General features: G+C 67.0%; 26 protein-coding genes. 18 read left to right on the forward strand and 8 right to left on the reverse strand.

Translation table 11 applies throughout. The features are described 5' to 3' along the window. Window positions 1-130: 130 nt before the first annotated feature. The 4 genes from AC07UW_RS06675 (at window position 131) to AC07UW_RS06690 (ending at window position 5,345) form a co-directional block, all read left to right on the forward strand. The gene (locus AC07UW_RS06675; RefSeq protein WP_495211687.1) at window positions 131-604 is read left to right on the forward strand and encodes a hypothetical protein; all 474 of its coding nucleotides are present in this window, start codon (window positions 131-133) and stop codon (window positions 602-604) included. Between the two features lie 72 nt (window positions 605-676). Then, a complete protein-coding gene (locus AC07UW_RS06680) occupies window positions 677-1,177 on the forward strand; it encodes an RNA polymerase sigma factor (protein WP_495211688.1) in 501 nt (166 codons plus the stop codon). 104 nt (window positions 1,178-1,281) lie between these two features. Beyond that, window positions 1,282-2,214: a FecR family protein gene (locus tag AC07UW_RS06685; protein WP_394198385.1), complete on the forward strand. Its 933-nt coding sequence runs from the start codon at window positions 1,282-1,284 to the stop codon at window positions 2,212-2,214. Window positions 2,215-2,426: 212 nt separating this feature from the next. Beyond that, window positions 2,427-5,345 carry a TonB-dependent receptor gene (locus AC07UW_RS06690; RefSeq protein ID WP_495211689.1) on the forward strand — a complete coding sequence of 973 codons (2,919 nt, stop codon included), beginning with the start codon at window positions 2,427-2,429 and terminating at the stop codon, window positions 5,343-5,345. Window positions 5,346-5,461: 116 nt separating this feature from the next. Here AC07UW_RS06690 and AC07UW_RS06695 read toward each other — a convergent pair whose 3' ends face one another. Beyond that, window positions 5,462-5,719: a DUF2789 domain-containing protein gene (locus AC07UW_RS06695; protein WP_223496451.1), complete on the reverse strand. Its 258-nt coding sequence runs from the start codon at window positions 5,717-5,719 to the stop codon at window positions 5,462-5,464. A gap of 108 nt (window positions 5,720-5,827) precedes the next feature. On the opposite strand from AC07UW_RS06695, the gene AC07UW_RS06700 reads away from it, so the two are divergent. The 5 genes from AC07UW_RS06700 to AC07UW_RS06720 are packed head-to-tail and all read left to right on the forward strand — an operon-like array spanning window position 5,828 to window position 8,780. Continuing rightward, window positions 5,828-6,415, forward strand: a complete 588-nt coding sequence (locus AC07UW_RS06700; RefSeq protein ID WP_495211690.1) for a biliverdin-producing heme oxygenase — start codon at window positions 5,828-5,830, stop codon at window positions 6,413-6,415. A gap of 31 nt (window positions 6,416-6,446) precedes the next feature. Next, window positions 6,447-6,914 carry a YbaN family protein gene (locus AC07UW_RS06705; RefSeq protein WP_336031951.1) on the forward strand — a complete coding sequence of 156 codons (468 nt, stop codon included), beginning with the start codon at window positions 6,447-6,449 and terminating at the stop codon, window positions 6,912-6,914. Then, complete coding sequence (gene exbB / locus AC07UW_RS06710; RefSeq protein ID WP_336032826.1) at window positions 6,901-7,629, forward strand: tonB-system energizer ExbB; 729 nt, start codon at window positions 6,901-6,903, stop codon at window positions 7,627-7,629. The genes AC07UW_RS06705 and exbB overlap by 14 nt, the downstream gene beginning before the upstream one ends. Before the next feature lie 9 nt (window positions 7,630-7,638). After that, window positions 7,639-8,064, forward strand: a complete 426-nt coding sequence (gene exbD, locus AC07UW_RS06715) for a TonB system transport protein ExbD (RefSeq protein WP_313249858.1) — start codon at window positions 7,639-7,641, stop codon at window positions 8,062-8,064. Continuing rightward, window positions 8,061-8,780, forward strand: a complete 720-nt coding sequence (locus AC07UW_RS06720) for an energy transducer TonB (protein ID WP_495211691.1) — start codon at window positions 8,061-8,063, stop codon at window positions 8,778-8,780. The genes exbD and AC07UW_RS06720 overlap by 4 nt, the downstream gene beginning before the upstream one ends. 90 nt (window positions 8,781-8,870) lie before the next feature. Here the strand turns inward: AC07UW_RS06720 and AC07UW_RS06725 are convergent, their stop codons facing one another. After that, the gene (locus AC07UW_RS06725) at window positions 8,871-10,898 is read right to left on the reverse strand and encodes a sodium-translocating pyrophosphatase (RefSeq protein ID WP_313249861.1); all 2,028 of its coding nucleotides are present in this window, start codon (window positions 10,896-10,898) and stop codon (window positions 8,871-8,873) included. Window positions 10,899-11,204: 306 nt separating this feature from the next. Here AC07UW_RS06725 and AC07UW_RS06730 point away from each other — a divergent pair, with 306 nt between their 5' ends. Then, window positions 11,205-11,708 carry a hypothetical protein gene (locus AC07UW_RS06730; RefSeq protein WP_495211692.1) on the forward strand — a complete coding sequence of 168 codons (504 nt, stop codon included), beginning with the start codon at window positions 11,205-11,207 and terminating at the stop codon, window positions 11,706-11,708. Between the two features lie 143 nt (window positions 11,709-11,851). Here AC07UW_RS06730 and AC07UW_RS06735 read toward each other — a convergent pair whose 3' ends face one another. Then, window positions 11,852-12,241 carry a DUF488 domain-containing protein gene (locus AC07UW_RS06735; protein ID WP_495211693.1) on the reverse strand — a complete coding sequence of 130 codons (390 nt, stop codon included), beginning with the start codon at window positions 12,239-12,241 and terminating at the stop codon, window positions 11,852-11,854. A 117-nt stretch (window positions 12,242-12,358) separates the two neighbouring features. Further along, entirely contained in the window at window positions 12,359-13,615 is a 1,257-nt protein-coding gene (locus AC07UW_RS06740) for a 6-phosphofructokinase (RefSeq protein WP_025874176.1), read from the reverse strand. 136 nt (window positions 13,616-13,751) lie between these two features. Between AC07UW_RS06740 and AC07UW_RS06745 the strand changes: the two genes are divergently transcribed. The 3 genes from AC07UW_RS06745 to AC07UW_RS06755 all read left to right on the forward strand — a co-directional run bounded on the left by AC07UW_RS06745 (window position 13,752) and on the right by AC07UW_RS06755 (window position 16,585). After that, entirely contained in the window at window positions 13,752-14,315 is a 564-nt protein-coding gene (locus AC07UW_RS06745) for an adenylate kinase (RefSeq protein ID WP_495211694.1), read from the forward strand. 330 nt (window positions 14,316-14,645) lie between these two features. After that, window positions 14,646-16,010, forward strand: coding sequence for a UDP-N-acetylmuramate:L-alanyl-gamma-D-glutamyl-meso-diaminopimelate ligase (mpl, locus tag AC07UW_RS06750; RefSeq protein WP_495211695.1), 1,365 nt, complete (start codon window positions 14,646-14,648; stop codon window positions 16,008-16,010). Continuing rightward, complete coding sequence (locus tag AC07UW_RS06755) at window positions 16,007-16,585, forward strand: LON peptidase substrate-binding domain-containing protein (RefSeq protein ID WP_099821613.1); 579 nt, start codon at window positions 16,007-16,009, stop codon at window positions 16,583-16,585. The genes mpl and AC07UW_RS06755 overlap by 4 nt, the downstream gene beginning before the upstream one ends. 142 nt (window positions 16,586-16,727) lie before the next feature. On the opposite strand, the gene AC07UW_RS06760 is transcribed toward AC07UW_RS06755, so the two are convergent. After that, window positions 16,728-18,725 (reverse strand): bifunctional DedA family/phosphatase PAP2 family protein, encoded by a 1,998-nt coding sequence (locus tag AC07UW_RS06760; protein WP_495211696.1) that lies wholly within the window; start codon window positions 18,723-18,725, stop codon window positions 16,728-16,730. A gap of 85 nt (window positions 18,726-18,810) precedes the next feature. Here AC07UW_RS06760 and AC07UW_RS06765 point away from each other — a divergent pair, with 85 nt between their 5' ends. After that, on the forward strand, window positions 18,811-19,473 hold the full coding sequence (locus AC07UW_RS06765) for a serine/threonine-protein kinase (protein ID WP_223496428.1): 663 nt from the start codon (window positions 18,811-18,813) through the stop codon (window positions 19,471-19,473). Continuing rightward, on the forward strand, window positions 19,470-19,958 hold the full coding sequence (locus AC07UW_RS06770) for a DUF2867 domain-containing protein (RefSeq protein WP_363731800.1): 489 nt from the start codon (window positions 19,470-19,472) through the stop codon (window positions 19,956-19,958). Before AC07UW_RS06765 ends, AC07UW_RS06770 begins: the two co-directional genes overlap by 4 nt. Window positions 19,959-20,005: 47 nt before the next feature. Here the strand turns inward: AC07UW_RS06770 and AC07UW_RS06775 are convergent, their stop codons facing one another. Then, window positions 20,006-20,689 (reverse strand): hypothetical protein, encoded by a 684-nt coding sequence (locus AC07UW_RS06775; RefSeq protein ID WP_495211697.1) that lies wholly within the window; start codon window positions 20,687-20,689, stop codon window positions 20,006-20,008. Between the two features lie 107 nt (window positions 20,690-20,796). Here AC07UW_RS06775 and AC07UW_RS06780 point away from each other — a divergent pair, with 107 nt between their 5' ends. Beyond that, the gene (locus AC07UW_RS06780; RefSeq protein WP_059065008.1) at window positions 20,797-21,615 is read left to right on the forward strand and encodes an SDR family oxidoreductase; all 819 of its coding nucleotides are present in this window, start codon (window positions 20,797-20,799) and stop codon (window positions 21,613-21,615) included. A 117-nt stretch (window positions 21,616-21,732) separates the two neighbouring features. Here the strand turns inward: AC07UW_RS06780 and AC07UW_RS06785 are convergent, their stop codons facing one another. Continuing rightward, on the reverse strand, window positions 21,733-22,605 hold the full coding sequence (locus tag AC07UW_RS06785; RefSeq protein WP_108266329.1) for an ion transporter: 873 nt from the start codon (window positions 22,603-22,605) through the stop codon (window positions 21,733-21,735). Between the two features lie 63 nt (window positions 22,606-22,668). Here AC07UW_RS06785 and AC07UW_RS06790 point away from each other — a divergent pair, with 63 nt between their 5' ends. Further along, window positions 22,669-23,895: an acetylornithine transaminase gene (locus tag AC07UW_RS06790; protein WP_495211698.1), complete on the forward strand. Its 1,227-nt coding sequence runs from the start codon at window positions 22,669-22,671 to the stop codon at window positions 23,893-23,895. Between the two features lie 87 nt (window positions 23,896-23,982). Here AC07UW_RS06790 and AC07UW_RS06795 read toward each other — a convergent pair whose 3' ends face one another. Then, a complete protein-coding gene (locus AC07UW_RS06795) occupies window positions 23,983-24,585 on the reverse strand; it encodes an HAD-IA family hydrolase (RefSeq protein ID WP_495211699.1) in 603 nt (200 codons plus the stop codon). A gap of 122 nt (window positions 24,586-24,707) precedes the next feature. Here AC07UW_RS06795 and azu point away from each other — a divergent pair, with 122 nt between their 5' ends. Continuing rightward, on the forward strand, window positions 24,708-25,157 hold the full coding sequence (azu, locus tag AC07UW_RS06800; RefSeq protein ID WP_033831930.1) for an azurin: 450 nt from the start codon (window positions 24,708-24,710) through the stop codon (window positions 25,155-25,157). Window positions 25,158-25,206: the final 49 nt, after the last annotated feature.

The following is a 25,206-nucleotide window of genomic DNA, read 5'->3' on the forward strand; positions in this document are numbered from 1 at the left end:
CCGGTCGCTGTGCAGGGTGGGGGGCTGACGGCACGGCGCGGCAGGGGCCCACGCCGTCGGCCGGGGTTCACCGATGGGGGCGGCGCGGCCAGCCCGGCAGGCTGGACGCACCTTCCCGAGGAGTTCCCGCATGAACGTGTTCGCCCTGCCATTTGGCCTGTTCTGTGCGTTGCTGGCCGCGCCTTCGGCCCAGGCCTTCCCCTACGTCGATCTGATCGACTACCCGCATAAGGAAGCCAACTGGGACCGCTTCTTTGCCCTGGAGGGCCGTCTGCAGCATGGCTTCGACGCGATCTGCGGCGACACCTTCTGCGAGGGCGAGTACAGCGATATCCGTGCCCTGCGCCTTCGCTGTTCGGTGGATGCGGTACGCGGCACCGTCCACGAATGCCTGTGGGCGTTTGCCGCCAGCGATCTGGAGGTCTCCCGGAACGACGGTACAGTGGAGGCCCGGCAGCCGACCTGGTTGTGCCGCCTTCCGCTGATGCCGGGTACTCCGGTGGAGGCCTTCCACACCGCACTCGCCGCCCGCAACCCGCTGCATGACCCGCTGCCCGGTACCTCGCGGAGTACCTATGATGGCCTGACCGACTGCATTCATTGATGAGAACGTGACTGATTCTCATTAACGGAGTAGCATCCGCGGCGCCTCCCGTCTGTCGTCCCGGTTCCGCGCATGTCCTCCAATGCCGCCTCTCTCACCGAACTGCTGATCCGCGAGCGGCCGGCACTGCTGCGCCGGGTGCAACGCATCCTCGGCGGCGACAATGGTGCCGAGGATGTGATCCAGGCGGTGTGGTTCAAGGCCCGCGGGGTCGACGACAGTCAGGCCATCGACAACCCGCGTGCCTACCTGTTTCGGCTGGCGACCAATCTGGCCACGGACCACGGCCGCGAGTCGACCCGGCGCAACCGTCTGCTGGCCGATCACTACCTGTGGGGGCCGGACGAGGTGATTTCGACCGAGGAACAGGCGATGGCACAGGACGAGCTGCAGCGCGTGCTTGACGCGGCGGGGCACCTGCCGGAGCCGACCCGCACCATCTTCCGGCTCAATCGCCTGCAGGGCCTGACCCAGGCCGACATCGCCCGGCGTCTTGGCGTATCGGTGACCACGGTCGAGAACCATGTGCGTGGCGCGCTGCAACGCCTGGCCTGGGCGCGCACTGGTCGATGATCGCCCGGACTTGGGGATGAGCTTCGCTGAAACGTCTTGATTACTGGACCGCGGATGCGGTCTAGTTCCCCCGCCCGCGCTTGAATGCGCCTGTCTGCCAGCCGATGAGCCCGCCGAACATGCTGCCCGCCGCCAATGACGATGCCCTGGCCGAACAGGCCCAGGGCTGGATCGCATGGCTGGCATCCGGTGATATCTGCGATGCGCGCATGCACGAGTTCGAGCACTGGCTGCAACTGCCGGGACACCGTCGGGCCTTCGAGCACGAGCGCGCGCTGTGGCGCAGCGTGGGCCCACGCCCGCAGGCTGCGACCGTCGAGCGACGCAGACCACATCGCCTGCGCTGGGCAATGGCGGCCACGGCCGCGCTGGTGATGCTGGTGGCCTGGCCGGAAGCGTGGTTGCGCCTGCAGGCCGATCACCGCAGCACGCATGTCGTGCAGAGCGTGCAGCTGCCTGATGGCAGCCGTGCCGTGCTGGATGCGGACAGTGCAATCGCCGTGCGCTTCGATGCGGAGGCACGCCAGATCGAGCTGCTGCGCGGGCGTGCCTGGTTCGAGGTCAGTCCGGATGCGCAGCGACGCTTCAGCGTGCACGCGGGCAATGGGGTGATCGAGGACATCTCGACCGCGTTCACCGTCGCGCGCGGCGATGACCGGGTGGAAACGCAGGTCGGGCAGGGCAGGGTACGCGTGGCCAGCCCGGCTGACGGCGGCTGGACGTACCTGCAGGTGGGCCAGCGTGCGGCCTATGGCGAGCACAGCGGTGTGATGCGTCTGGAGGACGTGCCGGCCGACAGCGTGGGTGCATGGCGGCAGGGCGAACTGCTGCTGGACCAGGCCAGCGTCGCCGATGCCGTGCACTGGGTGGGGCGATATCGCGCCGGTCCGACCTTCGTGCGTGGCGATCTGTCGCGGCTGCCGGCGGTGAGCGCGGCGCTGCGCATCGATCGCCCGGAACAGGCGCTGGACGCGCTGGCCGCAACAGCAGGGTTGCAGGTTACCCGTCTTCCGTTCGGCGTCGCCATCGTGCAGTAGATCCACGCCATGCGTGGATGATCAGTGCGAACCATCCCGGCATGCCGATCGACGGTCGGCACCCACCGCGACCGCAAATTCCTCTTGGGGTTGTCGCGCGCCCATCCGTCTTACCCCGCGAACGTACTCGCCGCCGCCACGTACGTCGCCGTGTCCGCCTGTGTTGCGGATGACGCCGCGTTCGCGGCACCGATTACCTGACAGGTTCCCCCATGTTCGACTCCCACCGCCCGGGCCGCATGCTGCGCCCGTCCCGCCTGTGCATCGCATTGCTGGCTGCCGGCCTGGCCAGTGCCGCACCCTCCGTACTGGCGCAGAGCGTCAGCGGCGACCACGTTGCCGTTCAGCGCTTCGACATTCCGGCGCAGCCACTGGACGAAGCGTTGCGCAGCTACATGCGCCAGTCCGGCGTGCAGGTGGTGTACCCCGCATCGCTGGCGCAGGGTGCAACCTCGCGCGCGGTCAGTGGCAGCCTGTCGGCCAGCGAGGCGCTGCAGCACCTGCTGCAGGGCACGGGCCTGGCAATGCGCAGGGTCAGCGCCGATGCGGTCACCCTGGAAGCGGCAACGCCGGTGCAGGCCGGCAGCGGTGTGATCGTCACCGACACGCTCAGTGTGGCCGGCGACCGTGTTGACAGTGGCGCCACCAGCGACGAAGCGCGCCTGCTCGACAGCTATCGCAGTGTCGGCTCCACCACCACGCTCAACCGCGCGCACCTGGAGCGCTTCCGCGGTACCTCCAACGGCGATATCGTCAAAGGTGTGGCCGGCGTCACTGCGGGAGACCCACGCGTGGGCAACGGCTTCGACGTCAACATCCGCGGCATCCAGGGCCAGGGCCGCGTACCGGTGATCATCGACGGTGGCCAGTCAAGCATGGATACCTATCGGGGCTATGCCGGCCAGTCGCAGCGCACCTATCTCGACCCGGATCTGATCTCCAGCCTGACCATCACCAAGGGCCCGAGCCTGCAGGCCAATGCCTCCGGTGGCATCGGTGGCGTGGTCGAAATGGAGACGCTGAAGATCGGCGACGTGCTGCGCGAGGGCCGCGACTTCGGCGTGCGCGTACGTGGCGGCCTGGCCAACGCCAGTGCCAACAACCTGCCGGCCTACAGTGCCGCGCCGCGTACCGATCGCAGCGCCACCGGCAGCCAGTTCTTCAACGTGGCTGCGGCAGGTCACTGGGACCGCTTCGATCTGGTCGCGGCCTATGCGTATCGCGACAACGGCAACTACTTCTCCGGCAAGCATGGCTACGACGACTTCCCGCAGACCCGGCGGACGCTGGCGCCACTGAATCCGCCACGTACCGAGGTGTTCAATACTTCTTCGCGCTCGAAGTCAGCGCTGCTCAAGGGCACTTGGCGCATTGATGACGCGCAGACGCTGGAAGCCGGCTATCGCCGCTACGAAGGCACCGCCGGCGAGATCATGGCCTCGCAGATCATCCGCGTCGAACGTGACCGCATCCCGCAATGGGATCCAGGCCACGTCGACATGGACAACTACAGCCTGCGCTACCGCTTCAACCCGGACAGCGACCTGGTCGACCTGCGCATCAACGCTTCGTACACCGACACTGACAGCGTGATGTACAACAGCCTGACCGGCATCACGCCGTGGTACTTCGACCGCCGCACCGAGTGGTACGACGCACCCAGCTTCAGCGGCGACCCCGGCTACAAGGATGCCTACCGCAACCCGCTGCGGCAGAAGCGCTTCAACCTGGACGCCAGCAATACCTCGACGTTCGACACCCGCGCCGGTGCGTTCACCCTTGACTACGGCCTGTCCTACAGTGACGAAGACATCGCCCCGGGCAGCTCCGGCCCGATCATGCACGACGACCTGGTCAACAACCGCTTCCTGCGCAATGCCGAGCGCAAGGAATACAGTGCCGTGGCGTCGTTGAAGTGGCAGCCCGACGAACACTGGGAGCTGTTGGCCGGTGGCCGCTTGAACCGGGTGGATGTGCACGACCGCAACCGCCTGGCCACGCCTGACGCCTACGAGGTGCAGGGCCAGTACCGCTACACCGAGCTGCTCAACGGCAACCCCAAGCTGCCGTCGTGGCGCGCAAAGCGCATCGCGCTGCTGAACTGGTATCCGGATGCGAACGGCAATTTCACCCAGGAATCGCTGCTGGCCTCTCCGTACAAGAAGGGCACGGTCGGCGACATCGGTGGTTGGAACTTCTACGACGCCGGCAAGGCGCAGGATCTGGAAGTGCCGGTCAGCTGGACCTGGTCGCAGCCGATCCGCCGTCGCGACACCGCGTTCTCGCCGACCGCCAGCGTGGCCTATCGCTTCAGCGAAGACACCATGGTCTACGTGAAGTACGCCGAAGGCACCAAGCTGCCGAGCCTGTTCGAGACCACGCTGGGCCTGTTCACCGCCGCCAAGCCGGTGGGAGAACTGAAGCCGGAACGTGCGCGCAGCTGGGAGATCGGTGCCAGTACCATCCGCTATGACCTGTTCACCAACGGTGACCGCCTGGCGCTGAAGCTGGCCTATTTCGATACCCGCATCGACGACCTGATCACCCGTGACTACCGCACGTTGTCGGCCGGCCTGATCCGCAACGTCGACCAGTTCAAGGTCTCGGGCATGGAGTTCCAGTCCAGCTATGACAGCGGCAAGGTGTTTGCCGACCTGTCCGCGCACTACTACTTCAAGGCCAAGACCTGCGCACCGGACATCGCCGCAGAGCGTCGCGCCTACGGCGGACAGCGGAAGAATGACGAGCTGGTCAACACGCCCAACTGCGTGGATGGTGGCTTCGAGGGTTCTTACACCAACACGCAGAACCCGCCGCGCTACATGGTCAACCTGACCCTGGGGGCGCGCCTGTTCGACGAGCGGCTGACCTTCGGTACCCGCGTGGTTCACAACGCTGGTCCGATCAGCAAGCTGGACAAGGACTGGAACGTAGGCCTGTCGGCGATCCAGCAGTTGTACCGACCGACCACGCTGGTGGATCTGTTTGCGAGTTGGAGCTTCAACGACCAGTTGTCGGTGGAGGCGGGCGTGGACAACCTGACCGACCGCTACTACCTCGATCCACTTGCCCTGGGCGTGATGCCGGCACCGGGCCGGACCGCGCGATTGGCGTTGACCTGGAAGTACTGATCGACGGGGTCAGAGCCATTTCCTGTGATCGACGGGGTCGGATCCCTTTCCTGCGGAAAGGGCTCTGACCCCATCGGGTAATGAAGCGGTAGCGCCGGTCCATGCCCGGCGTCTGCTTACAACCCGGTCGCTGCCTTCACCGCCTCTTCGTGCAGCGCCTCGTTCAGTTCGTCCACCACGGTGCTCCACGCCGCGTCGGCCTGCAGCGATTCGGACAGGAACTGGCGCTGGGCATCGTTCCAGTAGGGTGCCTCGGCCACTTCCACATCGGTGGCCAGCTGGTGCTCGCGGATGAAGCGGGCGATCCCCTCGGCGCTGGCATCCAGGCCCAGCTGCAGGAACAGGTTGGTCATGCGCGGTTCGGTGGTGATCATCGTCGGTTCCGGGTGGAAGAAGGGGATGGCCCATTATCGGTGCACACGAGCTTGGGGAAAGCCCCGCGGTGAACGTCTACAGCAGGACGACCCTCCTGGCATTCCCCCATGAACGCACACATCGCTCCCGAAGACAGCCGCAGCCTGCGGCTCAAGGCCGCCACCCGCGACAGCCACGGCGCGCTGGACAAGCGCATCATGGCCGGCGACATCTTCGCCGACCGCAGCAACTTTGCCCGCTTCCTGCGCGTGCAGTACCGCTTTCACCGCAGCATCGATGCGCTGTATGCCAACCCCGCGCTGGACGCACTGCTGCCTGATCTCGATGAACGCCGCCGCCTGACACAGGTCGCGCGTGACCTGCAGGATCTGGAACAGACCCTGCCGGATGCCGACATCCCCGCACTGCCGTTGCATCTGGCGCTGCCGGCAGCGCTGGGCTGGCTGTACGTGGCCGAAGGCTCCAACCTGGGCGGCACCGTGCTGTACAAAATGGCTGCCAAGCTCGGCCTGGACCGCGACTTCGGCGCCCGTCACCTGGCGGCGCATCCAGACGGTGCCGCGCGCCACTGGCGTGAGTTCACTGCTGCGCTGGACGCGGTACCGCTGAGTGCCGCGCAGGAGCAGCAGGTGATCGATGCGGCCGATGCCGCGTTCCGCAGCGTGCACGGCCACGTCGAAGTGGAATTCGCCTGATGAACGCCGACCGCGTGCAGGCGCAGGGTTGATGCGCTGGCTCTGGTTTGCGCTGGGCTGGGTGATGGTCGGCCTCGGCGTGATCGGCGCGCTGTTGCCAGTGATGCCGACCACCATCTTCCTGATCCTGGCGGTGGGCTGCTTTGCGCGCAGCTCGCCGAAGTTCGAGCAGCGCCTGCTGGCGCATCCGCGCTATGGCCCCTCGTTGCGGTTGTGGCGTGAGCAGGGCGCGGTGTCGCGCAAGGGCAAGGCGTTCGCCAGCGCCGGCATGGCGGTGGGGTTCGCGATGTTCTGGTGGGGCGCCCATCCCTCATGGCGTCTGCTGCTGGGCGTGGGCCTGTTCTTCGCGGTCAGCGCCGGCTATGTGCTCAGTCGACCAGCACCACGTATGGAGCCCACGCCGCTGGTGGAAGTGGACGACACCCATGATCCGCGCACGGCTCGCCGCCGTGCCGTGTCCCCTGATTCTGATGGAACCCGAGATGATGCTGCCTGCTGACCTGGCTCCTGTGGCCGCCCCCGCACTGACCCCGTGGGGCATGTACCTGGCTGCCGATGTGGTGGTGAAAGCGGTGATGATCGCGCTCGCCTTGGCGTCGCTGGCCACCTGGACCGTGCTGCTCGCCAAGGGCTGGGAACTGGGCCGGCAAGCGCGGCAGCTGCGAGCGGCGCGCGCGCTGTTGCTGCAGGCGGCGAGCCTGCCCAACGAACACGCCGATGCCTGCGTGCAGCAGGGTACCGCGCGGGTGATGCTGGATGCCGCGCGGATCGAACTGCACCTGTCGCAGGATCTGGATGGTCGCGAGGGCATCAAGGAGCGTGTTGCCTCACGCCTGGACCGGATCGAACTGGAAACCGCGCGCGTGCAGCGGCGTGGCATTGGTGTCCTGGCCAGCATCGGCGCGGTGGCCCCGTTCGTCGGCCTGTTCGGCACCGTGTGGGGCATCATGAACAGCTTCATCGGCATCGCACACAGCAACACCACCAACCTGGCGGTGGTTGCGCCGGGCATCGCCGAGGCCCTGCTGGCGACCGCGCTCGGCCTGGTAGCGGCGATTCCCGCAGTACTGGTCTACAACCACTTCAGCCGCGTACTGGCCGGCCTGCGCGGCCTGCTCGGCGATCTGTCGGCGGCGGTGCAGCAACTGGTCTCGCGTGATCTCGATCGCGCCGTTCCACGTGCAGCCGCCGCGCCGCTGCGCGCGGTGCACTGAGGGGCGACGATGGCGATCAGGACCGCGTCCGGCCGCGACGACACGCCGGAAGAAGCCCACGAGATCAACGTCACGCCCTTCATCGACGTGATGCTGGTGCTGTTGATCATCTTCATGGTGGCCGCACCGCTGGCTACCGTGTCGGTGCCGGTGCAGCTGCCGGCCAGCAGCGCCAGTGCCACGCCGTCGGAACAGGCGCCGGTGTATGTGACCGTGCAGGCCGATCTCTCTCTGCGCGTCGGCGAGCAGGCGGTGGCGCGTGATGGACTGGCGGCTGCGTTGCAGGCAGCTACCCACGATGACACCGCGCAGCGCATCTTCCTGCGCGCCGATACCCAGGTGCCTTACGGCGAATTGATGGCGACACTGGATGCACTGCGTGCGGCAGGCTACCTGAAGGTAGCGCTGGTCGGCCTGGAGCAGGGCGCGCGATGAAAGGACTGCGGCGCTGGGCGACCAGCCTGGTGATCGTGCTGCTGGTGCATGCACTGCTGATCGGCACGGCCTGCTGGTGGGCGGCACGTGCGCCGGCTCTGGCGGCCACTGCGCCGCCCGCAGCGCTGATGCTGGAACTGGCACCGATGGCACAGGCACCATCGGTGTCGCCACGCGAGGTCGCCACGGGGCCGCTGCAGCAGCAACAGCAGCGGCAGGCGCCGAAACCCGCCCCGCGCGAGCAACCCAAGGTGCCGTTGCAGCCGCAGGGTGACCTGCCACCGCCGCGTACACCGGAACCGGTGCCCTCGCCGGACGCCGCCGAAGCCAACGTCGCACAGACCAGCGCACCACCACAGGTGGGCGCCGATGCGGCCACGCGCTACACGGCACCTCAGACCACGTCCGGTGAGCGCAACCGTGCCGAGGCGACCTGGGAAGGACGCCTGCTCGGGCACCTGCAGAAGCATCGGCGCTATCCACGCCAGGCCGAACGACTGCGCCAGCAGGGAGTGGTCTACGTGCGCTTCGCGGTGGCCCGTGATGGAGCAATCTCCGGCGTGAGGCTGGGCCGCAGCAGCGGCTTCGCACTGCTCGACCAGGAGACGCTGGACACCGTGCAGCGCGCCAGCCCGGTACCGGCGCCGCCGGCCGAAGTGGCCGGCGACCCGGTGGACGTGATGGTGCCGGTGTCGTTCTTCCTGCGTGGGCGCTGACCGTCGGCAGGGTCTGCAGCGGGGTCGGATCCCTTTCCGCAGGAAAGGGCTCTGACCCCATCGGAGCCGACATCCACGCATGGCGTGGATCTACAGCAACGGCACCAGCAGCAGCGCCACGATGTTGATGATCTTGATCAGCGGGTTGATCGCCGGGCCGGCGGTGTCCTTGTACGGATCACCCACGGTGTCACCGGTCACCGCTGCCTTGTGCGCCTCGCTGCCCTTGCCACCGAAGTGGCCGTCCTCGATGTACTTCTTGGCGTTGTCCCAGGCACCACCACCGGTGGTCATCGAAATGGCCACGAACAGCCCGGTGACGATCGTACCGATCAGCAGCCCGCCCAGCGCGCGTGGCCCCAGCAGCAGGCCGACCACCACCGGCACCGCCACCGGCAGCAGCGACGGCACGATCATTTCGCGGATTGCCGAGCGGGTCAGCATGTCCACCGCCTTGTCGTACTGCGGCTTGGCGGTGCCCTGCATGATGCCGGGAATCTCGCGGAACTGCCGCCGCACTTCCTCCACGACCGCGCCGGCCGCGCGACCGACGGCTTCCATTGCCATCGCACCGAACAGGTAGGGAATCAGGCCACCGATCAGCAGGCCGATGATCACGGTGTGGTCGCTGAGGTCGAAGCGGAACTCCTGGCCGGGATTGGCCGCCTGCAGGTTGTGCGTGTAGTCGGCGAACAACACCAGTGCGGCCAGTGCCGCCGAGCCGATGGCATAGCCCTTGGTTACCGCCTTGGTGGTGTTGCCCACTGCATCGAGCGGATCGGTGATGTCGCGGATCTCCGAGGGCAGCTCGGCCATCTCGGCGATGCCACCGGCGTTGTCGGTGATCGGCCCGTAGGCATCGAGTGCGACGATCATGCCCGCCATCGACAGCATTGCAGTGGCGGCGATGGCGATGCCGTACAACCCGGCCAGTGCGTGCGCGCCCCAGATCGCCGCGCAGACGGCGATCACAGGTAGCGCGGTGGACTTCATCGAGATGCCGAGGCCGGCAATGATGTTGGTGCCGTGGCCGGTGGTCGAGGCCTGCGCAACATGCTGCACCGGCTTGTACTGGGTGCCGGTGTAGTACTCGGTGATCCACACGATCAGGCCGGTCAATACCAGGCCGATCAGCGCACAGCCATACAGCGCCATCGGCCCGTGCACGTTGTCACTCATCAGTCCGGTGGTGATGGGGTAGAACGCGATCGCTGCCAACACACCGGAGACGATCACCCCCTTGTACAGCGCTCCCATGATCGAACCACCGGGCTTCACCTTCACAAACAGCGCGCCGATGATCGAAGCGATGATCGAAACACCACCCAGCACCAGCGGATACAGCACCGCATTGGCACCAGCTTCGGCCAGCATCAGGCTGCCCAGCAACATGGTGGCGATCACGGTGACGGCATAGGTTTCAAACAGATCGGCGGCCATGCCCGCGCAGTCGCCCACGTTGTCGCCGACGTTGTCGGCGATCACCGCCGGGTTGCGCGGGTCGTCCTCGGGAATGCCTGCTTCGACCTTGCCGACCAGATCGGCGCCGACATCGGCACCCTTGGTGAAGATGCCGCCGCCCAAGCGCGCGAAGATCGAGATCAGCGATGAACCAAAGGCCAGGCCGACCAGCGCATGCAGTGCCTGTTCCATCGGTAGGCCCAGCCGCAGCAGCAGCGCGTAGTAGCCGGCCACGCCGAGCAGGCCCAGGCCGACCACCAGCATGCCGGTGATCGCGCCGCCGCGGAAGGCCACGTCCATTGCCGCGCTGATGCCGTGGCGCGCTGCCTCTGCGGTGCGTACGTTGGCGCGCACCGACACGTTCATGCCGATGTAGCCCGCGGCACCGGACAGCACCGCACCGACCGCGAAGCCGATCGCGGTGTACCAGCTCAGGAAGACGCCGACCAGCACGAACAGCACCACGCCGGCGATGCCGATGGTCAGGTACTGGCGGTTGAGGTAGGCGCGCGCACCTTCCTGGATGGCCGTGGCGATGGCGACCATGCGTTCATTGCCGGTGGGTTGGCGCAGGATCCAGCGCGCCGAGACGATTCCGTACAGGATCGCGAGAATGGCGCAGCCCAGCGCCAATGACAGCCCGTGACGTTCCAGCATTAGACCCCTCCGCAGAATGGATGGACAAGCATCCAGTGGCGATGAACGGCACCACGAGGGGGACGACGGGCTGCAGCCTGGAACCAACCCGTACCGACCTTGGTGGTCGTCCGACGTATGGCGGTGTTCAGCATTCCCTGGTTTCCGCAGTATGCGTGCACCTGCGCCCGGATGGTAGCGCCGGGCCGCGCCCGGCGAGCGCAGCGGTTGCTGCACCGACGCGATATCCGTCGTCCCCATCGCCACCTTTGCACCCCGTTAAGCCAACCTCTGCAAGCCTGCGCGCAGTCCCGTCGGAGAATCCCCATGCGCCTGTCCCTGTTGATGCTTGCCGTTCTGGCCCCGGCCCTGCCTGCCTTCGCGGCGGAAGCACCGGAACTGCAGCGAGCGGTTGGTGCACCACAAGCGGTCGGCGCCGTGCATACGTTGCGGCAGATTCCCGAAGCCTGTGCCCGCCTGGAAGGCGAGTTCACCGGCCAGGCCGCCGAGCCCTATCGTTTCTCGGCGGTGCGTACCAGCGAGCAGTGCCAGCCGCGTGCCCGCTTTGTCGACTACAGCAAGGCGCAACCAAGCGCAGACAAGGGCTGGAAACTCAATGATGTGATCCGTGTTCCGAATGCCGCCTGCCCGGCACAGCAGGCGGTGGTGCGCGTATGGCGCCTTCCGGTGAACAACGCGCAGGCGCTGGATGGGCAGGGACAGTCGCGCATCTATCTGGAAGAAGCCAAGAAGCAGGCCGCCGCCGGCAAGATCCCGCAGGTGACGATGTTCGCCGCGCAGCTGCAGATGGAAGGCAAGGCCTGCAATTGAGGCTGAGCATCCACGCATGGCGTGGATCTACTGGGAGGGAGACCTGGGCAAGGCCTGCAATTGAGGCCAGGCATCCACGCATGGCGTGGATCTACTGGAAGGGAGACCCGGGTAGTGCCGGCCGCTGGCCGGCAACCCCGCGATCAATCCGCAAGCCTCGCTCCACGCGCCACCAGCAGCTCGCGCAGTGCCGATCTGTGGCACTGCGCCTCGTCCTCGCAATAGCAGCCCACCGCGATATCGCTGTGCTGCGATAGTGCGGCCAGCAGATTCAGCGCATGCGCCGCATCAGGCGCCTTCATCTCGGCTTTGTAGTGGCGGAAGAACGCATTCCAATCGGCAGCGCTCTTCGCCTCATGCGCCTGTTTCACCAGCTCGGCGCTGGGTGACAGCGTCGGGAACCACACGTCGTACCAGTCCTGCCGGGCAAATTCGCTGCGCGGCACACCGCGCGGCGGGCGCCGCACAGTGCCGATGCGCAGGCCTTCACCGGGCGCACGCGGAGAGCCAAGTCGAACAACACGCAACGCCATGGCATTCCTCGCAAAAAGGGGACGGAGGGGATTAAGTCGTATCCGACCCGCCGCTGACACTGGTGGAGGTGACGGAAGGGCGTATACGACTTAATCCCCTCCGTCCCCTTTACGGCTTCAGCCTTCGAACGCTGGCAGCTTCTGCTTCACCGCCACGTTCTTCAGCGTCACGTACTTCGGCAGGCCATCGCTACCGTACGGCAACGGTGCTTCGCCCTTGATCAACGGCTGCAGGTAGGCGCGCGCCTTGGCCGTGATGCCGAAGCCATCGCGACGGATGAAGCTGGCCGGCATCTTCTTCTCGTGGTTGGCGATCTTCGACAGCGGTGCGGCTTCGATCTTCCAGCGATACGGTGCATCACTGCTGCGTACGATCACCGGCATCACCCCGTTCTGGCCCTTCAGCGCCAGCTGCACGGCGGCTTTGCCCACCGCCTGGGCCTGTTCCCAGTCGGTTTTGCTGGCCAGGTGGCGGGCCGATCGCTGCAGGTAGTCGGGCAGGGCCCAGTGCACCTTCAGCCCCAGCTGGTCCTTGACCCTCCCGGCCAGATGCGCGGCCACGCCGCCCAGCTGCGAATGGCCGAAGGAGTCCTTGCCGCCGCCGGCGTCGGCGACGAAGCGGCCATCGGCGGTGGCGATGCCTTCCGACGCCACCACCACGCAGTAGCCCACGCGCGCGACCACGGCCTTGACCTTGGCCAGGAACGCGGCCTCGTCATAGGCGCGCTCGGGCAGCAGGATGATGTGCGGGGCGTCGTCCTCGCCGGTGCCGGCCAGGCCGGCGGCCGCGGCCAGCCAGCCGGCGTGGCGGCCCATCGCCTCGTAGATGAAGACGCGGGTGGAGGTCTCGGCCATCGCCGCCACGTCCAACGCCGCTTCGCGCACGGACACGGCCGTGTACTTGGCCGCCGAGCCGAAGCCGGGGCAGGTGTCGGTCACCGCCAGGTCGTTGTCGATGGTCTTGGGCACGCCGATGCAGGTCAGGTCGTAGCCGGAGCTTTTTGCCAGCTGCGACACCTTCAGTGCGGTATCGGCCGAGTCGTTGCCGCCGTTGTAGAGGAACCAGCGCACGTCATGGGCGCGCAGGACCTCCAGCAGGCGGTCGTAACGTGCACGGTCGGCCTCCAGCGATTTCAGCTTGACCCGGCACGAGCCGAACGCGCCGCCGGGGGTGTGGGCCAGGGCGCGGATGGCTGCAGCACTCTCCTTGCTGGTGTCGATCAGCTCCTCGCGCAGGGCGCCGAGGATGCCGTTGCGCGCAGCCAGGACCTTGATTCCCTTGGCGCGGGCCTGTTCGATCACCGCCGCGGCAGTGGCGTTGATGACGGCGGTGACGCCGCCGGACTGGGCGTAAAGGAGGGTGCCATTGCGCATGCTTCTACCTGTTCGGGGGAGGGGACATTGCAGGGACATTACCCGGATGCGCTAAAGTGGCGCTATTGCGGTGCAGCGATACCGGACCGTCCGGGGCGCGAACCTTCTTTATTTTCAACACGTTGGAGTCAGGTCAATGCGATTGGTTCTGTTGGGACCGCCCGGTTCGGGCAAGGGGACACAGGCGACGCGCCTGAAGGAAAAGCTCGAGATCGCCCACATTTCCACTGGCGACATGCTGCGCGCTGAAATTGCCGCCGGCTCGGAGCTGGGCAAGCAGGCCAAGTCGGTGATGGATGCCGGCAACCTGGTGTCCGATGAGATCCTGCTGGGCATGCTGAAGTCGCGCCTGGCCCAGGCCGATGTCGCCAAGGGCTTCATCCTTGACGGCTATCCGCGCAATGTGGCCCAGGCCAACGCGCTGGACGGCATGCTGGCCGAGATCGGCCAGCCGCTGGATGCCGTGGTGCAGCTGGACGTGGCCACCGAGCTGCTGGTCGAGCGCATCGCCGGCCGTGCGCAGGAGCAGGGCCGCGCTGACGACAATCCGGAATCGGTGCGCAAGCGCCTGCAGGTCTACACCGAGCAGACTGCTCCGGTGGTGGACTTCTACTCCGGCCGGGGCACCCTGGCCCGCGTCGATGGCGTCGGCGAACTGGACGAGATCGAAGCCCGCATCCTGGCGGCGATCAAGCGCTGACCCTCGTGTGGCCGGTTGATGCCGGCCACCGCAGGCGCAAAAAAAACGGGCCTGATCCGCGAGGATCAGGCCTGTTTCGTTTCATAGGTGCCAGCAAAGGGCTTGCTCAGGGCCCCCACAGCATGAGCTCCCTTGGGGATGGCCTCTTGGGGAGTAGGACCGGTTCGGGTACTGCGGCTGGCATCCTGAATTGTGTCCGGGTTCACAGAACATCGCTATCAGGAATTCCCTGACATGTGGCTGGAGTTTTCTCACAGCAGCTGTAGGGGTTCTCTTACCCCGGTGCTGACAATGGCCCTATACAGCCGTGATCGGTCACAATCCCCGGTCATGAGCAGCGTACATATCCTTGCAATCGCCGGCACCTTCATGGGTGGCGTGGCCGCCCTGGCGCGGGAACTGGGCCATACGGTCAGTGGCAGCGACCAGGCCATCTATCCGCCGATGTCGACCCAGCTCGAGCAGCTGGGCATCACTCTGGACCAGGGCTACCGCGCCGACAGCGTGCCGGAGGGCACCGGGCAGGTGGTGATCGGCAACGCGCTGTCGCGCGGCAATCCTGCCGTCGAAGCCGTCCTGGACGCCGGCCAGCGCTACATTTCCGGCGCCCAGTGGCTGTCCGAGCAGGTCCTGCCGGGCCGTGACACCCTGGCCGTGGCCGGTACCCATGGCAAGACCACCACCACCACCATCCTGACCTGGCTGCTGGAGAATGCCGGTCGCTCCCCCGGCTTCCTGATCGGCGGCGTGGCCGAGGACTTCGGCGTGTCCGCCCGCTTGGGCCAGGGCCGCGAGTTCGTTGTCGAAGCCGACGAGTACGACACCGCGTTCTTCGACAAGCGCAGCAAGTTCGTGCACTACCGGCCGCTGGTGGCGATCCTCAACAACCTTGAATACGACCACGCCGACATCTTCCCCGACGTGGCGGCGATCCAGCGCCAGTTCCACCACCTGGTGCGTACCGTGCCGGCGCGCGGCCGCCTGATCGTCAATGGCGAAGACGCGCACCTGGCCGAAGTGCTGGCGATGGGCTGCTGGACCCCGGTCGAACGCTTCGGCTTCGACCCCGCGCTGGAATGGCATGCCGAGCTGCTGGCCGCCGATGGCAGCGCGTTCCGCGTCCATCATCGCGGGCAGGCGCTGGGCGATGTGCACTGGTCGCTGCTGGGCCGGCACAATGTGCTCAATGGCCTGGCTGCACTGGCCGCTGCGCACGCAGTGGGTGTTGCGCCGGCCGAGGTGATCCCGGCGTTGGCGCGCTTCCGCAGCGTCAAGCGGCGCATGGAAGTGATCGGCAACCACGATGGCATCACCGTCTACGACGACTTCGCCCATCACCCGACCGCGATTGCGACCACCCTCGAAGGTCTGCGTGCCAGGGTCGGTGATGCCCGCATCGTGGTGGCGATGGAGCCGCGCAGCAATTCGATGCGGTTGGGCGCTCACGCACAAGCGTTGGCACCGTCGTTGGCGCTGGCCGACGAGGTGGTGTTCCTGCACCGCCCGGAGCTGGCATGGGATGCGGCAGCGGTGATCGCGGCAGTGCGTGGACAGGCACATGCGGTGGCCGATACCGATGCGTTGTTGGCGCAGCTGCAGTCCGACGTGCGCAGCGGCGACCATGTGGTGTTCATGTCCAACGGTGGCTTCGACGGCGCGCCGCGTCGCTTCCTTGCAGGACTGCAGGCACGATGAGCGGCGAGGGTTCGCTGCCGCTGTTCCCCCTGCATACGACGCTGCTTCCGGGCGCGGCCATCGGCCTGCGCGTGTTCGAGCCACGCTACCTGGATCTGGTCCGCGAAACCGGCCGCAGCGGCGAAGGTTTCGGTGTCTGCCTGATCCTGGAAGGGCACGAAGTGGGGGCACCGGCAACGCCGGCCGCCTTTGGCGTGCAGGTGAAGATCGAGGACTTCGATGTCGGTGCCGATGGCGTGCTGCAGCTGCGACTGCGCGGTACCCGCCGTTTCCACGTCGAGCGCACGCGCGTGCGCGACAACGGGCTGGTGGTTGCCGATGTGCGCTGGTGCGATGAGGATCCCGATGACGAACTGCGTCCGCAGCATGCGCTGCTGGCGACGGTACTGGACCACATCATCGAGCAGGCGGGCACGGCGTTCGCACCGGCTACGCCGGCATTGATGGATCAGGCCAGCTGGGTCAGCTGGCGGCTGGCCGAGCTGCTGCCGCTGAGCGAGCAGCAGCGCTTGCAGCTGCTGCAGCTGGACGACCCGCACCAGCGCCTGCAGCAACTGCTGGGCTGGATGCCGTAAAACCCGGCCGCTGTGGTCGCCGGGCATGGCCCGGCGTCGTCGGTAGATGCCAACCTTGGTTGGCAGCCTTTTCCGAAAGCGTCAACCAAGGTTGGCGACTACCAGGCGGAGCAGTCGCGCCGGGCCATGCCCGGCGGGTTCGTTACGGCGTGGCGGTCTTCAACCGCAGTACCGGCAGGCCGGTCTCCGGGTGCACGGCTTCCTGCTGAGGCAGCGTCTGCACCGCTTCCTTCACGGCGTTCAACGCCGGATCGATCCCACGCACGGGGTGCCACATGCCGATCCACTGGAAGTGACGCTCGTAGCGCAGGGTCTGCGCGCTGCCCAGCCACAACGGCGTGTCGCCCGGCTGCAGCTGCGCCGGCGCCTGCCACAATCGCAGCACGTAGCGCTCATCGGCCTGCGCGCCCTGGCGCACCATCAGCAGTGCTTCGACGCGCGTATCCAGCGTCGCCGGCAGCACCGGCAGTTCATCGGCGCCGGTGTTCTTGTCCAGCATCAGCAGTGCTTCCTGCCAGCCGGCCTGGGCCTGCACCTGCCAGCCGCGCGCTTCCAGCTGCGCCTGCAGCGGCGCCAATGGACCGGCCACCTGCACGTCCAGCGGCCAGCGCTGGTCATCGTCGAATTCGTTGCGGCGTGCCGGCAGCTTCGCCCAGTCCTGCTGCCACCAGGCCTGCGCGTCCATCGCCAGCGGCGCCGGAAGGGTCGGCTCGAAGCGTTCCAGCTTGATGGCGATGTTGCGCGGTGCGTACCACATTGCCGCCACCGCGAAGACGCCGTAGAACAGCCATGCCACCGGTTTGACCCAGAACGAGCGGTTGAAGCGGCGGCGGTAGGCGATGCCCAGCACCAGCAGCCAGAAGGTGCCGAACAACATGCCGCCGATGACGTCGCTCAGCCAGTGCGCGCCCAGGTACAAGCGCGAGAAGCCGATCAGGCTGACCACGATGCCCGATACCAGGTACGGCCAGACGCGGGTGCGGCCGGGCATTTCGCGGGCGATCAGCACCGCGAAGAAGCCGAAGGTGATTGTGGCCATGGTCACCGACACCGACGGGAAGCCAAAGCCGCTGCTGGCATCGATCGGGCGCACCACATCGACGGTGGCGCCGAGCAGTTTGGTCAGGGCCAGGCCGAAGGCCAATGCGGCCAGCCAATGTGCAGCCGCCATCCAGCGCCGGCGCCAGACCAGGTAGCCCATCGCTGCAGCGGTTGCCGGCAGCAGCACCTGCCATGCGCCCAGCGACGCCAACGCGGCCATCGGGTAATCGGCCAGCGGATTGCGCAGGGCCAGCATTGCCTGGTGCACCAGCAGATCCACTGCCAGGGGTTCGCCATGGGCGACCACCACGGTCAACAGCGCGAACCAGCCCCAGCCCAACAGCAGCAGCATCAGCGCCAGCATCGCCAGCGGTACCGACTCGCGGCGCTTCGGATCGAGCACCCCGACGGTGTAGCGGCCGAGTGTCGGGTGGCGGTTGGACCAGTCGAGCAGGCGGGCCAGCCAGTTGTCCATGCGTGCGGCCGACCAGCGATAGCCGTACAGCACGATGGCCCAGACCAGGCTGAGGATCACCGCCAGCAGGCCCGCCACCACGACCAGCCGGCCGGCAACCGCAGCGACGGTGTCATAGGCCTCGCCGAGGATCCAGCCCGGGGCCAGGAACAGCACAGCCCAGGAAATACTGGCGATGCCACTGGCCTGTACATAACGGCTCGCGGGCATTTTCATCATGCCGGCGATGGCGGGCACGAATGGCCGGATGGCACCGACATAGCGGGCGATCAGGATGCTCTTGAACGCATTGCGGCGGAACAGGTTCTCGCCCCGGTCAAGCAGCTGCGGGTAGCGGCTGAACGGCCAGACGCCACGCAGGCGGTCGCCCCAGCGCCGGCCTATCCAGTAGCTGATGCCATCACCGGCGAACGCACCCAGCGCTGCGGCTGCAACCGCATACGGCCCGGAGATCTGGCCCAGGCCGATGAACACGCCAACGGCGAACAGCAACGGCAGCGCCGGCACGATGGCGCCAAGAATGATGACCGCATCGCAGAAGGCGATCAGAAAGATGACCGCACCCGCCAACACGGGATGAGCGGCAATCCACGCGAGGGTGGCGTCGATCCATGAAGAGTCCATTTCCCGATTATAGGGGCGTGAAGGTGACTGGTTCCCAGCCGCTTGGTGACCGTTTGCAACCGGCGCCATCGCCTAGAATGTCGCCATGCCTGTATCCAACGACGCGCCAACGCATGCACTGAAGGCCGACAGCTTTGGCCGGATCCTCCTCGTGCAGGGCCCAGAAGGCCCCTTCGTGCGCCGCGATCTGGGTGCCACGCCGCTGTGGCTGCGGTTGCCTGCATGGTGGTTGGCGCGGCGCGAAGCGCGCGCGCTGAAGCACATCCACGGCATGGCCGACGTGCCGCAACTGCTGGACTGGAATGGTCGTCATCTCGACCGCAGCTTCATGGCTGGCGATGCGATGTACCAGCGCCCGCCGCGCGGCGACGTGGCCTGGTTCCGCGCCGCACGCCGCCTGCTGCAGCAGCTGCATCGGCGCGGTGTGGTCCACAACGACCTGGCCAAGGAAGCCAACTGGCTGGTGACCGAGGACGGTCGCCCGGCCCTGATCGACTTCCAGCTGGCGGTGATCGGCGACCCGCGCTCGCGCTGGATGCGCTTGCTGGCGCGCGAAGACCTGCGCCACCTGCTCAAGCACAAGCGCATGTACTGCCGGGAGTCGCTGACGCCGGTGGAGAAGCGCGTGCTCAAGCGCACCTCGTGGGTGCGCGATCTCTGGTTCGCCACCGGCAAGCCGGTCTACCGCTTCGTCACCCGCCGCATCCTGCATTGGGAAGACAACGAAGGGCAGGGCCCCAAGCCATGAGCGCACTTCTGAGCGAAGGCAGCGTGCTGCGTTCGCAACTGCCGGGCGCCGATTTCGTCCATGCCTGCCAGGCGGCGGCGCCACGCAACGGACGCTCGGCACTGCAGGCCTACCGCGATATGGCAGCGACGGTGCCCGGCTGGTTCGATGGACTGATGGCGCTGCGCAACAGAGGCATGCGGCTGCTGGGCATGAAGGATCTCGGCTCGCTGCGCGTGGTGCAGCAGACCGCTGATCCGCAGCCCGGGCAACGCCTCGGCATCTTCACCCTGCAGGCGCTGGACAAGGATGCCATCGTGCTGGAAGACAACGACCGCCATCTGCGCGTGCAGCTGGCGCTGCAATGGCACGGCGATATGTTGGAAGTGGCGACGGTGGTGCACACCCACAACGCGTTCGGCCGCCTGTACATGCTGCCGGTGGCACCGGTGCATCGATGGATCGCGCCGCACCTGCTGAGCAAGCAGGTGCGCGGATATCAGTAGATCCACGCCATGCGTGGATGCGCGTTGCCGCATGGCGCGGCAAACCCCTACGGCGTCACCGGCACCACCTGCTGGCCGATGAAGTTGCGCTTGCCATCGAAGTCATAGCCGATCTGCAGCTGGCCCACGTCCGGGCACGCATGGCAGTCGCGCAGCGGCGTGCGGTACAGCAGGCGGATGCCGCCCCCATCCAGCGCCGCGGTACCCGCGGCCTGCGCCGGCGCGAACGGCGTGGCCTGCGGATGCGCCTTGAGCACCTCCTGCACGCCGGGATCGGCGCGCAGCGTGTCGTCCAGCTGCACCGCATCCACGTCGATACGCTTGCCTGCGGCATCGACCAGGCGCGTGCCTTCATTGGTATTGGCGCGGAACGGATACTCGACGGTGGCCACGCCCAGGCCGTCGTGTTCATGCCAGGCGGTCACGTAGGCCAGTTCGCCACCGGTGGACAGCTGCTCGGCCGCAGTGACCGCATCGGCACTGGCCCCACCGGACTGCATCGCATCGCGCAGGCAATCGCGGGTGGCCGCGCTGTCGCCCTGGCGGCAGGCGTTGAGGTCACCATCCCAGACAACGGCCTCGCTCCAGCGCAGCTTGCCATCACCGGTGGCCTTGTCGACGCTGGCGGCGTCATCCTTGGCCGGCGCGCTGCCGGGTTCGGGCGAGCGGCCCTGGCAGGCGGTGAGCAGGGCCAGGCCCAGGGCAGGCAACAACAGGCGGGAACAGCGCATGGCATGGACCTCGTGCAGTGACCGGGGCGCCAGTATCGTCAACGTGCGGTGAACTCCGCGTCGGCGCGGCATACTAGCGGCTCATTGCATACGCTGGAGTGTGGAACGTGGGCAGTCTGCAGGGCAAAACCCTTTTCATCACCGGTGCCTCGCGTGGCATCGGCCTGGCGATCGCGTTGCGCGCCGCGCGCGACGGCGCCAACGTCGCCATTGCCGCCAAGTCGTCGGTGCCCAATCCGAAGCTGCCGGGTACCATCCACAGTGCTGCCGAGGCCGTCACTGCAGCCGGTGGCCAGGGCCTTGCGCTGAAGTGCGACATCCGCGAAGAAGACCAGGTGCAGGCGGCCGTTGCTGCCGCCGTGGACACGTTCGGTGGCATCGACATCCTGGTCAACAACGCCAGCGCCATCTGGTTGCGCGGCACCCTGGACACGCCGATGAAGCGCTTCGACCTGATGCAGCAGGTCAATTCGCGCGGCAGCTTCCTGTGCGCGCAGGCCTGCCTGCCGTACCTGCTGCAGGCGCCGAACCCGCATATCCTGACCCTCGCGCCGCCGCCGAGCCTCGAGCCCAAGTGGTGGGGCGCGCATACCGGCTACACGCTGGCGAAGATGGGCATGAGTTTTGTCACCCTCGGCCTGGCCGCCGAGTTCGGTCCGCAGGGCGTGGCGGTCAATGCGCTGTGGCCGCGCACGGTCATTGCGACCGATGCGATCAACATGATTCCCGGCGTGGACGTCGGTGGCTGCCGCACGCCGCAGATCATGGCCGACGCGGCACACGCGGTGCTGGTGCGCGAGGCGGCCGGTTTCCACGGCCGTTTCCTGATCGATGACGAGGTGCTGGCCGAAGCTGGCGTGACCGATCTTTCCGGGTATGCGGTGGATGCGTCGCGTCCGTTGCTGCCGGATCTGTTCCTGGATTGAGCCAGAAGCATCCACGCATGGCGTGGATCTACTGTGCTGGCTTCGGTGGGGCTTCATCCACGCATGGCGTGGATCTACTGTGCCTACGGTGGTACCGGCCGTCGGCCGGGCTCACCCTCAGTGGCTGAACGTATCCGGCAGCGGTCCGCCACACTTGCGGCAGTGCCGCGCATCCGGCTCGTGGCCTTCCAGCCCGCAGTGCGGGCAGCCACGGGCATCGCGGCGCGCGGCCAGCTCGGCATCGCGCATGGTGCTGGCCAGTTCGGCGGTGTAGATGCCGGTGGGCACGGCGATGATGCTGTAACCGATCAGGATCAGCACTGAGGTGACGAAGCGGCCGAGCACGGTCTGCGGCACGATGTCGCCGAAGCCGACCGTGGCCATCGTTACCACCGCCCAGTACATGCTGCTGGGAATGCTGGTGAAGCCGTGGTTCGGTCCCTCGATCACGTACATCAGCGTGCCGGCGATGATGGTGATGGTGACCACCGTGAACAGGAACAGCAGGATCTTGCGCCGGCTGCGCCACAGCGACTGCATCAGCACGCCGCTTTCTTCGATGTAGCGGGTCAGCTTGAGGATGCGGAACACGCGCAGGATGCGCAGTGCGCGCACCACCAGCAGGCTCTGCGCACCGGGAATGAACAGCGACAGGTAGGTCGGCAGGATCGAGGCCAGGTCGATGATGCCCCAGATGCTCACCGCGTAGCGCAGCGGGCGCTTGACCACCACCAGGCGCAGCACGTATTCGGCGGTGAACAGCACAGTGAAGCCCCATTCCAGCACGTACAGCCAGTCGGCATGGGCGATGTGGAAGCGCTGCACGCTGTCGAACATCACCACCAGCACGCTGGCGATGATCGCGTAGACCAGCAGCAGGTCGAAATTGCGCGAGGGCCGGCTGTCGTGGCGGTAGATGATGTCGAACCACCGGCGGCGCCAGCCGGTCTCGGTGGCGGGGTTCAGCTGGGGGGCGGAAAACGGTCGCATGCGTGCATTGTGCCGCACGGGTTCCAGCGCGAGAATGGGCATTCCTGAACCCTGCTGACCGCCATGACCGCCGCTACCGATCCGCTGATCTCCCTGTCGCACTACTACCTGCCGGTGTACAAGCCCCGCCAGGTGGTGCTGGAGCGAGGCCAGGGCGCCCGCGTGTGGGACAGCCAGGGCCGTGAGTTCATCGACCTGGCCGCCGGCATTGCCGTGTGTGGCCTGGGCCACAACGACCCGGACCTGGTCGCCGCGCTGGTCGAACAGGCCGGCAAGCTGTGGCACACCAGCAACGTGTTCTACAGCGCGCCGCCGCTGCACCTGGCCGAGGAACTGGTGAAGGCCAGCCGCTTCGCCGAGCGCGTGTTCCTGTGCAACTCCGGCGCCGAAGCCAACGAAGTGGCGATCAAGATGGTCCGCAAATGGGCCTCCAGCCAGGGCCGCCCGGCCGACAAGCGCGTGATCATCACCTTCCGCGGCAGCTTCCACGGCCGCACCATGGGCGCGGTGACCGCTACCGCGCAGCCGAAGTACCAGGAAGGCTACGAGCCGCTGCCGGGTGGCTTCCGCTACATCGACTTCAACGATGAAGTGCAGCTGGAAACGGCGATGGCCGCCGGCGACGTGGCGGCGGTGATGCTGGAGCCGATCCAGGGCGAGGGCGGGGTGATGCCGGCCAAGTCCGGTTTCCTCAAGCGCGTGCGCGAACTGTGCGACCAGCACAACGCGCTGCTGGTGCTGGACGAGATCCAGGCTGGCATGGGCCGTACCGGTACCTTGTTCGCGCATTGGCAGGATGACGTGGTGCCGGACATGGTGACCCTGGCCAAGGCGCTGGGTGGTGGTTTCCCGATCGGCGCGATGCTGGCCGGCCCGAAGGTGGCCGAGACCATGCAGTTCGGTGCCCACGGCACCACCTTCGGCGGCAATCCGCTGGCCGCGGCCGTCGCCCGCGTGGCGCTGCGCAAGCTGGCCTCGGCCGAGATCGCGGCCAATGTCAGCCGCCAGTCGAAGGCGCTGCGCGATGGCTTTGCCCGCATCAACGATGAGTTCAAGGTGTTCAGCGAAGTCCGCGGTCGCGGCCTGATGCTGGGCGCGGTGCTGAGCAAGGCGTTCGCTGGACAGGCCGGTGCCATCCTCGACCACGCCGCCGAACAGGGCCTGTTGACCCTGCAGGCCGGCCCGGACGTGCTGCGCTTCGTGCCGTCGCTGAACATCAGTGACGAAGAAGTGGCGGAAGGCCTGAAGCGCCTGCGCGCGGCGATTGCCGCGTTCGTCGCCGCGCGCTGAATTCCCGACGCCGGGGTCGGACCCCTCTCCTGTGGAGAGGGCGCTGACCCCGTTGCTGCCGCTGCGCTAGTCGGGCATGGCCCGGCGCTACCGCACCCCGTAGCGCTTCAGTACCTTCCCCAGTCCGCGTCCGTCCTGCACGGTTTCCGCGTGCAGGCCCGCTGCGCGTGCACCGCGCACGTTGACGAACAGGTCATCGACGAACAACGTGTGCGCCGGTGCCACGTCGAGGGCTGCGAGCGTGCGCAGGAACACCTCCGGCGCAGGCTTGCGCAGGCCGAAGTCCGCGCTGCAGAACACCCGGCCGTGCAGCATGGGATACAGCTCCGGCAGCAGCGTCGGCAGCGCCTGCGTCATCAAGGGACCATTATTGGTCAGCACCGCCATCGGCGCCTGCAGGGCATGCAGCCGTTGCAGCACGGCGTGTTGCGGGTGGCTGGCCGCGTGCCGGGCGGCGATCCATGTCTGCAGCGTTACCGTTGTGCCGAGCCGTTCGCCCAGCTGGGCCAGATAGCGCGCGCCATCCAGCGTGCCGCTGTCGTGTGCCACTTCGAGCCCGCTGTCGTACAGCGCGGCCTGCACGTGCGCGGTCGGCACACCCAGCGCCTGCGCCAGATGCAGCACGCGCTGTGCACGCTGGTAGTGCAGCAGCACGCCATCGACATCGAGCAGGAGAAGATCGATCCGCATCGGTCGAGCATGCCATTGCCGTATCCCCGCGCAAACCCTGGACCACCACTGCGACACACGGTCGCAGCCGGGTGGCTAGGTGTCTGCCTAGAATGACCACCGAACCTGCAGGAGACGCGACGATGAAGGCTTGGATGGTAGCGGTGGGGCTGGGTGCGCTGATGCTGGCGCCATCGGCGATGGCGCGCGTATGTGCGGTGAGCATCGACAGCACCGACCAGATGAGCTTCAGCAGCCGGGAGATCAAGGTGGCCGCCGATTGCAGCGAAATCGACCTGACCCTGCGCCACACCGGCAGGCTGGCCGCCACCGCGATGGGCCACAACTGGGTGCTGACCCGCACCGCCGACTACCAGCCGGTGGCGATGGCGGGCATGCGCATGACCCTGGCCGACAGTTACCTGCCGAAGGCCGACAAGCGCGTGCTGGCCCACACCAAGGTGATCGGCGGTGGTGAGACTGCCCGCGTGCGTTTTTCCACGAAGGGCATGCAGAAGGGCGGCGATTACACCTTCTTCTGCTCGTTCCCCGGCCACTTCGCGATGATGAAGGGCAAGTTCGTCTTCGGTTGAGTGCGCAGCAGCCACGCATGGCGTGGCTCTACTCCAGGGACGCAGCTCA

This window comes from Stenotrophomonas sp. GW821-FHT02D01 (assembly GCF_059421765.1).